The sequence below is a fragment of the Caballeronia sp. dw_276 genome, assembly GCF_018449635.1.
In the GTDB taxonomy this organism is placed as follows: Bacteria; Pseudomonadota; Gammaproteobacteria; order Burkholderiales; family Burkholderiaceae; genus Caballeronia.
In genome coordinates this window covers 145,799-159,280 of sequence record NZ_JAAVUV010000010.1, presented here as the reverse complement: position 1 = coordinate 159,280, position 13,482 = coordinate 145,799, and the positions used below count along the sequence as shown (strand labels likewise).

The following is a 13,482-nucleotide window of genomic DNA, read 5'->3' as shown; positions in this document are numbered from 1 at the left end:
TACGCCCGATCTCGTTCCTATTTCAAAACCGTGTCAGATCCACTCGCGCTTCTCCCCGACGCCCCGATGACCGCGCTGCAGAAGCGCGGCATGGCGGCCATGTTGCTGGCCGTTTCCCTCGCCACGCTCGATACCGCCATCGCCAACACGGCGCTTCCCGCAATCGCCCACGATCTTCATGCCGCGCCGGCCGCGTCTGTCTGGATCATCAACGCGTATCAGCTTGCGATGGTCGCCACGCTCCTGCCGTTCGCGGCGCTCGGCGGGATTGTCGGGCATCGGAAAATTTATCTTGGCGGGTTGATCCTGTTCCTGGTGGCGTCGCTGACTTGCGCGCTGTCGTGGTCGCTTCCTACGCTCACCGCCGCGCGGCTGCTGCAAGGGATTGGCGCGAGCGCGGTCATGAGCGTGAATACGGCGCTGATCAGCGCGATTTATCCCCATCACCGGCTTGGGCGCGGGCTTGGGCTCAATGCGCTGATTGTGGGGATATCGTTCGCGGTCGGTCCGACGGTCGCGTCCATCGTACTTTCGCTTGGCACGTGGCCTTGGCTGTTCGCGGTAAATGTGCCGATTGGCTTGACGGCGCTGTTTATCGGCTGGTCCGCGTTGCCGGAAACGGCGCGCAGCACGCACGGGTTTGACCGCGTGGCGGCGGGTTTGAACGTGGTCACCTTCGCCGCGCTGGTGTTTGCACTCGGCGAGGCGGCGCAGCGCGCGCCCGCGCATGTCGTGCTGACAGCGCTCTGCGTGACCCTGGTTGCGGGCGGCCTGATGCTGCGTCGCGAACGCGGTCATCCGGCACCGATGCTTCCCGTCGATCTCTTCAAGCGGCCGATGTTCGCTTTATCGACGGCAACCGCTGTCTGTTCGTTCGCCGCGCAAGGGCTGGCGTTCGTGTCGCTGCCGTTTTATTTCGAAAGCGTGCTCGGTCGCAGCCAGGTTGAAACCGGTTTCCTGATGACGCCATGGTCCGTGATGGTGGCGCTGCTCGCGCCGGTGGCGGGGCGTTTGTCGGATCGGCATCCGCCTGGTTTGCTTGGCGGCGTGGGCCTGGCGGTGATGTGTGCGGGGATGGCGTCGCTGGCGTTGTTGCCGGCGCATCCGCATGCACTCGATATCTGCATCCGTATGGCCGTCTGCGGCGCGGGTTTTGGGTTCTTCCAGTCGCCGAACCTGAAGGCGCTGATGGCGAGCGCGCCGCGCGAGCGGAGCGGCGGAGCAAGCGGCGTAGTCGCAACAGCGCGGCTGGTGGGCCAGGCGACTGGCGCGGCGCTGGTTGCGTTGAGCTTCGGGATCGCGGGACATCACGGTCCGGCGCTGGCGCTCGCGCTTGGCGCGGGGTTCGCAGGCGTGGCGAGTATTGCGAGCGGCTTGCGCCTCATCACCCGCGACAAGCCTGCCGAGCCGATGCAACCCGCGACCAAATAGCGTTTACTCAGCCATCAGCGCGGCCTTTGCCTTCGCCACCGGTTCGGTCCAGTCGCCGAGCGTGGTCTGCTTGAATAGACGCGCGCTGGGATACCACACGCTGTCATCACGATTGGCCATCCAGCGCCAGTCGTTGTTTTTCGGCAGGAACACCCACACGGGCTTGCCGAGCGCCCCCGCCACATGCGCGACAGAGGTATCGACGGTGATCACCAGATCAAGTTGATTGATGAACGCGGCGGTATCGGCGAAATCGATGAGGGTGTCCGTCAGGTCGTAGGGTTTGAGCGCGCAAGCCCCGCTCGAAAGCTGATCGCGTGCCGGGCCTTTTTGCAGCGAAAACCACGCGACGTTTTTCACGTCCGCCAACGGCGAGAACGCGGAAAACGGCATGGAACGGAACTGATCGTTGCCGAAGGTCGGACTGCCTGCCCACACGATGCCAACCTTTTTGCGGCCGGTGGCCAGTATGTCCACGCGCGTCGGTCCCATGCCAATGCGTTCCGCGCTCAGGCTCAGGTATGGAATGTCGGCGAGCGCGCCCATAACGAGATGCCCGACGCGATGCGGCACGCTCATCGACGGCGTCCAATAGTCGTATTCATGTGTCGAACCACGATTGAGCGCCCGGCGAATGCCGCGCACGCTCTGCACCAGTTCAACGATATTCTGCGGCACCCACATATCGACGGTAGCGCCCATTTGTTCAAGCACGCTCACGTAACGCGCGAACTGGATCATGTCGCCGTGACCCTGTTCGCCCGCGACCAGCAGCGTCTTGCCTTGCAGCGGTTCGCCGCGCCATTCGGGGACGCCGGGGATATGCATCGGCGTGTATTTGCTTGAGCACCAGCGGACTTCGTGAAGCGCCCAGCCTTCCTTGAAATTACCGCGCCTGAGTTGAAGCAGCGCGAGGTTGTGCTGTGCATCGGCGTGATCCGGGTCGATTTCGAGCGCGCGCAGATAGTGCGGTTCCTCCTCCTCGAACCGGCCTTGCGAGCCGAGCGACGCGCCCACGCAGACGTGAATCTGCGGGTCATCGCGTAAAGTCAGTGCAAACCGATACGCGGCTTCCGCCTCCACAAACCGCCCGTGGAGCCCGAGCGTCGTGCCGAGGTTGACGCGCGCCTCGAAATGATCCGGCCACAACGCCAGCGCACGACGCAAGCTCGCGACAGACTCGTCGAAACGTTTGAGTTGACGCAGCGCGTTGCCTTCGCCGAAATGTGCGTCAAAGCTGTTGGGGTTGAGGCGAAGCGCCTCACGATAAGTCGCCAGCGCTTCGTCATAGCGCTTCGCTGCGGCGAACGTGGCGCCGAGGTTCAGGCGGGCATCGAAGAAATTGGGGTCTTGGGCGAGCAGCGTTTGGTGCTGCTCTATGGATTCGTCGAAGCGGCCTTGCTTCTGTAGCGCGACGCCAAGGTTACTGCGTGCGTTGGCGAAACCTGGATCGAGGGCGAGCGCGCGCTCATAGCACGCCACCGCGTAAGGAAGATCGCCGAGCGCCGCTGCCACGAGTCCACGATTGCTCCAGCATGCCGATGCATCGAGCGCGAGGCCAAGCGCGCGATCCAGCAACTTCGCCGCGTCTTCGTTCTCACCGCGTTGATGCAGCAGGACACCGAGGTAATGCAGTGCGTCAACGTGATCCGGGCGCTCCTGCAGAACCGCTCGATAGCCGCTTTCGGCCTCGGCCATATGACCAGCCTGATGATGACTGAATGCTGCGGCAAACGGTTCGGCGACTTGATTCATGGCAGGCGTATTCAGCGAAGTGGATAACCTGTTCATGCTAAACAGCGCCTTACCGGCCAGCTATCGGATTAGTCCTATCCCTTGTTGTCCAAATTGAAGTTAAGCGTTTCGCACAGGCGCGATCATTCCTTTTGGCCCGGGGAATGGAAGCCCGGCTTGCCGATCTGATCCGGTGTTTGCGGCACGCGGCGGAATCGCGAGGTGTCGTAACCCATCTCTTCAAGGCGGCCAAGCAGCTCTCGATATTTCGCATCGCTGATATTCGGAGAGCGCGCGAAGATCCAGCCGAGTTTGCGATCCGTATATCCGATGAGCGTGTACTGGTAATCGTCATCCACGTATAGCGTCTTCTGGCTCGCGTAAATCGGCCAGAATATTCGCACGCTCCATTCGGCGTTATTGGTGCCGGGGACGACCGAGTCCGTAAATTGATAATGCTTCAACGGACTATCGAACGTGTTCTTGTGCGCGTAATACGAGTCGTCGATTTTGCCGTCATCGCGCAACTTCCATTCGGCGTAGCTGCCAACAAAATCCTTCTCGGCAAAATACGGAATGTTCGCGACGATATACCAGCGACCCATATAACGCGGCAGATCAACTGTCGGCGCGAGTTTTAGTTCGCCTTGAGCGCGCGGGTTGGGATTTTTCGGTGAGGAAATGCACGCGCTGAGTACGAGCGCCACCGCGGACAAAACAAGAACAACTCGGAGAGGACGGGACATGGGCGCACCAAAGTGTTGAGGCGGACATGCATTCATACGCATATCCGCCCTGACCGGTTTCACGGGATCAACAATGGCGCAAATTACAGACCCGAAGCTTTATGCGCGCTTTAAATGCGCCGGACCTTGACCTTCTTTCCCTTCACCTTGCCCGAAGACAACCGGCTCACCGCCTTGTCCGCAATATCCCGCGATACCGCCACGTACGTGACCATGTCCGTCACGTTGATCTTGCCGATCTGCGAGCCTTCGAAACCGGCGTCGCCGGTGAGCGCGCCGAGGACATCGCCGGGACGGATCTTCTCCTTGCGTCCGCCAAGAATTTGCAGCGTGGCCATGGGCGGCTGAAGATGTCCGGGCGTCGCCGGCGTCAGTTCGCTCAGCTTGTGCCACTCCACTTCCTTTTTCTGTGCCTGTTCGATCGAACTCACGCGCGCCATTTCATTCATGCTCGCGAGGCTCAGCGCCCAGCCTTCCTGATCCGCGCGGCCCGTACGTCCAATCCGATGAACGTGGATCTCGGGATCTTGCGTAACGTCGACGTTGATCACGGCTTCAAGTTGCGTGATGTCGAGCCCGCGGGCGGCGACATCGGTTGCGACCAGAACCGAACAGCTTCGATTGGCGAACTGCACAAGGACCTGATCGCGCTCGCGTTGTTCGAGTTCACCATGCAGCGCCAAAGCATGAAAACCCTGGGCGACGAGCACATCGAGGAGATCGCGGCATTGCTGCTTCGTGTTGCAGAACGCAAGCGTGCTCACCGGCTGATAGTGATCGAGCAACAGGCCGACGGCGTGCAGACGTTCGTTGTCGTCGACTTCGTAGAAACGTTGTTTGATCTTCGAATTCGTGTGCTGTTCGGTGAGTTTGACTTCCTGCGGTTTGCGCAGGAATTGCTGGCTCAGCTTTGCGATGCCTTCCGGATATGTCGCGGAGAAAAGCAAGGTCTGGCGATCCTTCGGACATTGCTTGGCGACCGCGACGATGTCATCGAAGAAACCCATGTCGAGCATGCGGTCGGCTTCATCGAGCACGAGCGTTTTCAGCGCGCTCAGTTCCAGCGTGCCGCGCTCCAGGTGATCCATGAGGCGTCCCGGCGTGCCCACGGCGATATGGCAACCGTGTTCGAGACTCGCGATCTGCGGGCGCATTGGCGAGCCGCCGCACAGCGTCAGGATCTTGATGTTGTCCTCCGCGCGCGCGATCCGGCGAATTTCCTGCGTGACCTGATCGGCGAGTTCGCGCGTCGGGCACAGCACGAGCGCCTGCACGGAGAAAAGCTTCGGGTCGATTTTCGCGAGCAAGGGCAACGCGAACGCGGCGGTCTTGCCGCTACCCGTCTTGGCCTGCGCGATCAGATCGTGGCCCGCGAGCGCGAGCGGCAGGCTTGCGGCCTGGATCGGGGTCATCGTGAAATAACCGAGTTGCTCGAGGTTCGCCAGCATTGCCGGCGACAGCGGCAAGGCGCTGAATGAAGTTGGCGTGGTCATGAGCGTGTCTGGTTACTTCGCGGCAGGTTTCGGCGGGACCGAATTGTCCTGCTCGTACGTGATGGTGCCGTCGGGCGCATCGTGGCGAAGCACCTTGTTGCGCGCGCCGCACATGGGGCAGCGGAACATCAGGCCCTGGCCTTCGTTCTTGATAAGCACGTCGGCGAGTTGCCATTCGGCGCCGCACGGCTGATTTCGGCAGATAAACATGATTGAATTGAGCGTAATGGATGGGGTTGCGGCCTGAAAAGGGCGTCAGCGTGGCCAACGCGCGCTGTTTTCGCGCAATAGAAGGCGAAGTGTACGCGTACACGGTGCGATTGCCTCGGTTTACGGCGTTTTAACGGCGCTTCGCTTACCCGTGCGAATCGATCCGTTAAACTGACATTCACTAAAACAAAGCCCAAAACCACGCCATCGATGCGAATCCTGCACACCTCGGACTGGCACCTCGGCCAGTATTTTCTCGGGCATTCACGACAAGCCGAACACCAGAAGCTGATTGCGTGGCTGATCGAGCAGACGCAGCTGCATGCGGTGGATTCGGTGCTGATAGCAGGCGATATCTTCGATACCGGCGCGCCGCCAAGCTACGCCCGTGAGCTGTATTACTCGCTGATCCTCGCGTTGCGCGACGCAGGCGTCGGCTTGACATTGCTCGCGGGCAATCATGATTCCGTCGCCGTGCTCGAGGAATCGCGCAACTTGCTGACGGCGTTGAACACCGTTGTGATTCCGTCCGTGCAGGACGACCCGAATGAACAGGTCCGCGTGCTCCTTACGCGCAATGGCGATCCCGGCGCGATTGTCTGCGCGATCCCGTTCATCCGTCCTCGCGATGTCCTGCAGAGCATCGCGGGACAAAGCGCGCGCGAGAAACAGCAGTCGCTGCAAGACGCGATTCATGCCCATTATCAGGCGCTGTTCGCGTTGGCCGAACAAAAGCGCGTGGAACTCGGCGCACATTTACCGATTATCGCGACCGGGCATTTGACGACTGTCGGCGCGAGCGCGAGCGAATCGGTGCGTGAGATTTATGTCGGCGCACTCGAAGCGTTTCCGACCGCCGCGTTTCCCGCCGCCGATTACATTGCGCTGGGGCATATTCATCGGCCGCAAAAGGTTGGCGGGTTCGAGCACATTCGTTATAGCGGATCGCCGATTGCATTGAGCTTCGATGAAGCGCGGCAGCAGAAAGAGATGTTGCTTGTGGATGTTTCCAGCGAAGGACTCAAAAGCGTCGCCGCGCTTCACGTTCCGTGCTTTCAGCAGCTTTTGTCAGTCAAAGGATCGTTGAAAGAGCTTGAGGCGGCGGTTTCAGCGGTCGCGTCCCAGGCGTCCGAAGGCGAAACGATATGGCTCGAAATCGTCGTGTCCGCCGATGACTATCTCAGCGATTTGCAAACGCGCATCCAGAAGATGATCGAAAACATGCCTGTGGAAGTGTTGCGTGTACGTCGCGAGCGCTCGTCGGCATCCAGCGCGCTGCAATCCCAGGCGAAGGAAACCTTGAACGAACTCACGCCCGACGATGTCTTCGCGCGCCGCCTGCAATCGGAAACAATCGATGAAGACACCCGTGCGCAACTTCTAACGATGTATCGCGAAGTCGTCGCTCGGATTGGCGAGGCAGACGCATGAAGATCCTGTCGTTGCGTTTGCGCAATCTGAACTCGCTGAAGGGCGAATGGAAGATCGACTTCAGCCAGCCGCCGTTTCGCGATAACGGCCTGTTCGCGATCACCGGCCCGACCGGCGCGGGCAAGACCACTTTGCTGGATGCCATCTGTCTCGCGCTCTATCACCGCACGCCGCGCATGGACACGGTTTCGCAAGGTACGAACGAGCTGATGACGCGCCACACGTTCGAATGTCTCGCGGAAGTCGAGTTCGAGGTGAAGGGCGAAGGGTATCGCGCGTTCTGGAGCCAGCGTCGCGCACGCGATAAAACCGACGGCAACCTGCAAGCGCCAAAAGTCGAACTTGCTCGGCTCGACGGAACGATTTTGACTGAGCGCATCGCGGATAAATTGCGCAAGGTCGAAGAGATCACGGGGCTGGATTTCGGCCGCTTCACCAAATCGATGATGCTCGCCCAGGGCGGTTTCGCTGCGTTCCTGGAAGCGAAGGCCAACGAGCGCGCCGAGTTGCTCGAAGAACTGACCGGCACGGATATCTACGGCACGATCTCGCAAAACGTCTTCGAGCGCACGCGCGATGAAAAGCTCGCACTCGATACGCTTTTGGCCCGCGCCGATGGCGTCCAGTTGTTGTCGGAAGAGGAGCGTAACGCCAAGTTGCAGGAATGCATCGCGCTCGCGGCGCAGGAAGTCACGCTGAACAAACAAGCGGAATCCACTCGCGCGATGCACGCGTGGCGAGTGGCGTTATCGGACGCGGAAAAACAGGTTGAACAGGCGTTGCTCGACCAGCAACAGGCCGACGCGAAGATCGCCGCCGCCAAGCCTTCACTCGATCGTCTCGCCGCAAGCGAGCCTGCCGAAAAGCTTCGTGCCGATCACAACGCAATGCTTTCAGCGCGTGAACGACACGCGGAAACATCGCGTCAATCGGCGATTGCCCGGGACGAAAAGCAAGCCGCGTCACTCGATGCCGCCCGTAGCTTGCGCCTCGCGTCCGTGATGGGCGCGCGCGTTGCAGAGCTTCGTCAACAAGCGCTGAACACGCTCTTGGCGGATATCAAAACGGTCCAATCCGCACTCGATGAACATCCGCATCGCAGCAGACTCGGCGAGCAGATCGTGCTTTGGCAGCATCAATTCGATGCGCGTCAGCAGACGCTGAATGACATCGACGCGACGGGCAAAAAGCTTTCGAATTTGCGCGCGCTGATGGACAAGCGATCGCTCGATATCGGCGCTCAGCGTCTCGCGGTGACCACCGCATTGGCCGCAACCGAACACGCACGGAAAACCGAACGCGAGCAGATCGAGAAGCTTTCGATCACGCTTGACGGAGAGAATGAAGCAGATGTGAAGACACGATGCCAGCGGCTTCAGGACCAGCATCATCTATTCGTAAAACTGGTTGATATCGGTGAAACGATCGCTCGCGGAGCCCGGCAAAACGCGCACGATGTTGAAGCCCTCGCGAAGCGAAATGCATTGGGCGCTTTGCTTGCCGAACAGCATGAGCGTCTTGTGAAAGACATCGAAACGCTGACCGAACACGTCAGCGACAAACGTAAACTGCTCGACCAGGAACGGCGCATTCTCGACCTCGCCGGGCATCGTGCAGCGTTGCAGCCCGGCGAAGCGTGTCCGTTGTGCGGCTCGACGGAGCATCCTTCCATTGGCGCGTATCAGGCGCTGGACGTGTCATCAACCGAGCATGCGTTGAAGGACAAAGAGCTCGCGTTGCGTGACAAAAGCAAGGAGCTTCATGCCGCGAACGTGGCAATTGCTGAATCGAATGCGGATATCAGCGCGCTGAAAAAGCGTATCGATACATGGCTCGAAGATGAAACGCGCCACGCCGATAGTTGGCGAACGATATGCGCGCAACTTGAACTCGAAGCCGTCGATCGCGATGCGCTTGATGCGCTGGTGCAGCAACATGCGGCCAAGTTGAAGTTGACGCAGGACACGCTTGCGGCGGTGGATCAGCAAAAGACGGTGATTCAACAGCACGCGAACGCCGCGAATGCGGCGGAGCGGCTTGCGCTTGAAAAACAAGCCGCGCTGAAGTTGAGCGAACAGCAGCAGAACGCGGATGAAAAATCCTTCAAGGAAATCTCCGAGCACGTTCAGGTCCTGCAAAACGCGTTGCTGAAGCGGGAACAAACGCTGAATGAATCGGTGGTTTCCGTCGGATATTCATGCCCTGAAACCTGGACGCAATGGCAGTCGTGGCTGGCTGAACGCACCGGCGAATGGAAGGCTTGGCAGAAAGCAACGGAGCGCGTCAGCGCGTTGAACCAGCAATCCGACCGCGCGAAACACGCGCTCGAAACGGCATCGATTGAAGCTGATGATTGGGCCGCGCGCTGGACCGCTTGCGAGAAGGATTTCGCCGGGCTTGAGGTTGAAGCGATCCCTGCGATCGACAATCCGGACGCGGCTTTCACATCGGCGAAACAACGCTACGACACCGCGCGCGATAAAACCAACTCACTCGCCGGCACCGAGCGCGCGCTGACAACGCGCTTGAGCGAAGAGAAAGCGCACGCGGAAAAAACATCGGCTGCGTGGATGAATGCATTGACCAACAGCGTCTTCGCCGATGAACAATTGTTCCTGTCCGCACTGTTACCCCACGATGAACGCGACCAGTTACAGATCCAGAAGCGCGAACTCGAGCAACTATCTACGCGAGTCCAAACCCTGCGCACGACCGCGGAAACCCGGCGCGCCAAATTGCTGAAAGAGCCAAAGACGGATCAAGACGCCGAAGCATTGCAACGTGCATTGGATGATCTGGCCGCAGCCTTGAAAACGCTAAGTGAACAACAAGGCGGTCTTCGCGCGACGCTCCAAAGCGATGACAAACTGCGCATCGAAAAGCAGGCGCTCTATCAGCAAATCGATACACAACGCACGCAATACGACTTGTGGCAGCGCCTGAGCAGTTTGATCGGTTCGGCCGATGGCGCGAAGTATCGGAAGTTCGCTCAAGGTCTCACGCTCGATCATCTGATCTATCTCGCGAACCGGCAGCTCATGCAATTGCACGGGCGTTATCAGCTGAATCGGAAGCTTGCCGGCGAACTCGAGATGGAAGTACTCGATATGTGGCAAGGCGATATTGCCCGCGATACACGCACGTTATCGGGCGGCGAAAGCTTCCTGGTGAGTCTCGCGCTCGCGCTGGCTTTATCGGATCTGGTGAGTTTCAAGACATCCATCGATTCATTATTTCTCGATGAAGGATTCGGCACGCTCGATGGCGAAACGCTGGAGATTGCGCTCAATGCGCTCGATTCACTGAATGCGAGCGGCAAAATGATTGGCGTAATCAGTCATGTGGAAGCGCTCAAGGAGCGCATTCCACTGCAGATCAAAGTGGCGAAAAGCGTGGGAATCGGTTTTTCGACAGTCGAAGTCGTGGGCGCTTAAGACTTCACGATATTCACCGCGAGTTCGTTTGCCGCAAGCTTTTCAACAATGAAGAACGGTACATCCAGACGCCATTCGCCGTTCTTCACGACCGTGTCGTAGTCGAACACGGGCTTGCCATCGGCGGAATGGAAAATGAGTTTCTGCGTGGCGCCATCGGCAAGCCCGCTCGCGCCGCCAATTGCCTGATAACTCGTATTGCTGCCGACGTGAAACTTCTCGATTTTCCATCGATTCGCCGCGTGCGGCGGGAACGGTTTGGCGTCGTGGAAACCGAAAATATCGTCGTGGGTGAGGACGCTTTTACGCAGCGTTGGCCATACGTTGGTGCGTAAATAATGCTGGTCGATAAACCGGCCGCTATTAGCATTGGTTGCAGCGAATCGTTGCATCGATTGAACCGCGTTTTTCAGTACGCCCGAACATCCGCCCCAGAGTCCGGCGAGGATCAATTCGGTATGCGTGAAGTAATCGCGAATGACGTGAAAATAATACGGGCTTTCAACCCATTCCTGCACGGCGGCCGCTTCGCGCTCGGAAAGCAACGCGTCGGCATCGCGAAGCAGGAAACGCTTGACGGTTGGATCGTCGATGACAAGAAAGCGCCACATCAGCGGATGCACGCCCGAATCCGCACTCATGAATACGACGTCCGCGCCCGCATCTTTCAGCCGTTGTTGCACGTGCGCGGGGACGCTTGCGTCCAGATACACGCGGCACGTCCAGCCTTTGAACAGGTCTCGCGTCAGTTCGGCGTTCAGGACCGCCGGTTCGCAATATCGCGGATTTGCGCCGAACAACGAATACGCGATGACGTTTTCAGCCGGGTTCGCCGCGTTGAATGCGGGCGGCGCATGCTCGGGAATCGGTTCGCTGGGATTTGCGCCGCATTGGACATCGGAAGCGCGCAGCGAGCGCAAGCCGTACTCGCGCATCTCGTCGGTCTTTCCCAGCCAGCCGCATACTTCCACCAGGCCATCCAGCCAGGTTGGCGCGGCAAGCTTGCGCTGGCTGGCCGGCGCGTCGTGGATGCTCTTGTACACCTTGTACGCCTGGTCGAACGCGTTGATCCGCATCAGGCACAACGCATAGTCCGGCAGGATCGTCATGTTTCCCGGGGTGAGGCGGAGCGCCTCGGCCGCAAGAGTCGCGCCGCTTCCAAAATCGCCAGCAGCATATGCCGCGCGAAATGCCTCGGCGATTTGGCCAAGGCGTGCTTGATTGGCTGCGCTTGGCGCGCGCATGCCGCCTGCTTGTCTTACGTGACGTACGTTGGATCGGTTCATGGGTTTTCTAAGCTGTCCGGCAATCGGGCATTGTTCGTGCACTCTCGACAAGCAGTGCCGAGGCGTCAGGTAACCGGCAACTTTAAACGCGCCAACGCACCTTGCCGACGATACAGACCGATTTTCACAATTTCACGTTGCGTAACCTAGCATCGGGGATATAAAGCATGACGACGCTTCGACTGATTCTCGGTGACCAACTGAACCCGCTACATAGCTGGTTTTCGGAGGTCGACACCGATGTCATCTACGTGCTCATGGAAGTACGTCAGGAAACGGATTACGTGCTGCATCACGCACAAAAGATCCTCGCGATATTCGCCGCGATGCGCGACTTCGCGCATCAGTTGAAAACGGCTGGGCATCGCGTGCATTACCTCGCAATCGACGATTCAAATAATCGGCACAGCGTGCCCGCCAATCTGGATTCGATGATCGCGCAATACAAGGTGACCACATTCGAATGTCTGGCGCCGGATGAATGGCGGCTCGACCGGCAACTGGCTCAATACGCGGAGCAATTGGACATTCCATGCTGGATGAGAGACACAGAACATTTCTATACACGCCGTGAAGAAGCCGCCGAATATTTCGCCGATAAGAAGCAATGGCTGATGGAGAATTTTTATCGGCGGATGCGGGTGAAGCATCATGTCCTGATGAACGCAGATGAAACACCCTCCGGCGGCCGATGGAATTTCGATCACGACAATCGAAAGTCGTGGCACGGGAAACCTTCTCAGCCTCATGATCCACGCATCGCGCATGATCATTCGGCGCTGTGGAAGACCATTGCGGATGCCGGCGTGAAGAGTTTTGGAACGCCTTGTGAAGATCATTTGCCGTGGCCGTTGAATCGCGACGAAGCGTTGATGCAACTCGATTCGTTTATCGAATATGCGCTTCCCGATTTCGGCGACTATCAGGACGCGATGAACACACAGGCGCCGCGTCTATTTCACTCGCTGCTGTCGTTCTCGCTCAATGTGAAGATGTTGAATCCACGCGAGGTGGTCACTCGGGCCGAGCGTGCGTATCGCGATGGACGCGCATCGCTTCCGGCGGTTGAAGGATTTATCCGCCAGATTATCGGTTGGCGCGAGTTTATGCGTGGCGTGTATTGGGCCCGGATGCCGGATTACCGTGAATCGAATGTGTTCGGCAATACGCTTCCGTTGCCGATTTGGTTTTGGAATGGCGAGACGAAGATGCGATGCCTGAAGCATTCGATCGGGCAATCGCTCGAGAATGCGCACGCGCATCACATTCAACGGCTGATGGTGATCGGCAACTTTGCGCTCATCGCAGGGGTAAATCCTGCTGAGGTGCACGAGTGGTATCTGGGCGTGTACGTGGATGCATACGAATGGGTCGAGATGCCGAATGTGCTCGGGATGAGCCAATTCGCCGATGGCGGTGGATTGGCGACGAAACCGTATGCATCGAGCGCGGCTTATATCGACAGGATGAGCGATTACTGTAAAGGATGTCATTACGACCGGAAAGCACGTTTGGGGGAAACGGCTTGTCCGTTTAACGCACTGTATTGGGATTTCTTTGAGCGCAATGCCGGGCGGTTGAAAGGGAATCCAAGGCTGGCTATGGTTTATAAGCAGCTGGACAGGATGGATGGGGACGCGAAGGCCGGGCTTGAAGAAAGGGCTGGAGAGCTTCGGGGGAGGCTGGATGAGTTGTGAGACGATCCAAAAGCCGGGTC

The 13,482-nt window shown here is 58.9% G+C and carries 9 protein-coding genes; 4 read left to right on the top strand and 5 right to left on the bottom strand.

Annotated elements, in window-relative coordinates; all coding sequences use genetic code 11:
- The first annotated feature begins 66 nt into the window (after positions 1–66).
- Positions 67–1,431, top strand: a complete 1,365-nt coding sequence (locus HB633_RS21325) for an MFS transporter (RefSeq protein WP_213780136.1) — start codon at positions 67–69, stop codon at positions 1,429–1,431.
- 3 nt (positions 1,432–1,434) lie between these two features.
- Here HB633_RS21325 and HB633_RS21320 read toward each other — a convergent pair whose 3' ends face one another.
- The 4 genes from HB633_RS21320 to HB633_RS21305 form a co-directional block, all read right to left on the bottom strand.
- Positions 1,435–3,222, bottom strand: coding sequence for a tetratricopeptide repeat protein (locus tag HB633_RS21320; protein ID WP_213780135.1), 1,788 nt, complete (start codon positions 3,220–3,222; stop codon positions 1,435–1,437).
- A gap of 86 nt (positions 3,223–3,308) precedes the next feature.
- Positions 3,309–3,911 carry a lipocalin family protein gene (locus tag HB633_RS21315; RefSeq protein WP_213780134.1) on the bottom strand — a complete coding sequence of 201 codons (603 nt, stop codon included), beginning with the start codon at positions 3,909–3,911 and terminating at the stop codon, positions 3,309–3,311.
- A gap of 110 nt (positions 3,912–4,021) precedes the next feature.
- Entirely contained in the window at positions 4,022–5,404 is a 1,383-nt protein-coding gene (gene dbpA, locus HB633_RS21310; protein WP_213780133.1) for an ATP-dependent RNA helicase DbpA, read from the bottom strand.
- Positions 5,405–5,416: 12 nt separating this feature from the next.
- Positions 5,417–5,614, bottom strand: a complete 198-nt coding sequence (locus HB633_RS21305) for a hypothetical protein (protein ID WP_047895277.1) — start codon at positions 5,612–5,614, stop codon at positions 5,417–5,419.
- A 210-nt stretch (positions 5,615–5,824) separates the two neighbouring features.
- Between HB633_RS21305 and sbcD the strand changes: the two genes are divergently transcribed.
- Both sbcD and HB633_RS21295 read left to right on the top strand, forming a co-directional pair.
- Complete coding sequence (gene sbcD / locus HB633_RS21300) at positions 5,825–7,045, top strand: exonuclease subunit SbcD (RefSeq protein WP_213780132.1); 1,221 nt, start codon at positions 5,825–5,827, stop codon at positions 7,043–7,045.
- The gene (locus HB633_RS21295; RefSeq protein ID WP_213780131.1) at positions 7,042–10,479 is read left to right on the top strand and encodes an AAA family ATPase; all 3,438 of its coding nucleotides are present in this window, start codon (positions 7,042–7,044) and stop codon (positions 10,477–10,479) included. Before sbcD ends, HB633_RS21295 begins: the two co-directional genes overlap by 4 nt.
- Here HB633_RS21295 and HB633_RS21290 read toward each other — a convergent pair.
- On the bottom strand, positions 10,476–11,765 hold the full coding sequence (locus HB633_RS21290; protein WP_213780130.1) for a tetratricopeptide repeat protein: 1,290 nt from the start codon (positions 11,763–11,765) through the stop codon (positions 10,476–10,478). The genes HB633_RS21295 and HB633_RS21290 overlap by 4 nt on opposite strands.
- A 167-nt stretch (positions 11,766–11,932) precedes the next feature.
- Between HB633_RS21290 and HB633_RS21285 the strand changes: the two genes are divergently transcribed.
- The gene (locus tag HB633_RS21285) at positions 11,933–13,462 is read left to right on the top strand and encodes a cryptochrome/photolyase family protein (RefSeq protein ID WP_213780129.1); all 1,530 of its coding nucleotides are present in this window, start codon (positions 11,933–11,935) and stop codon (positions 13,460–13,462) included.
- Positions 13,463–13,482 lie beyond the last annotated feature (20 nt).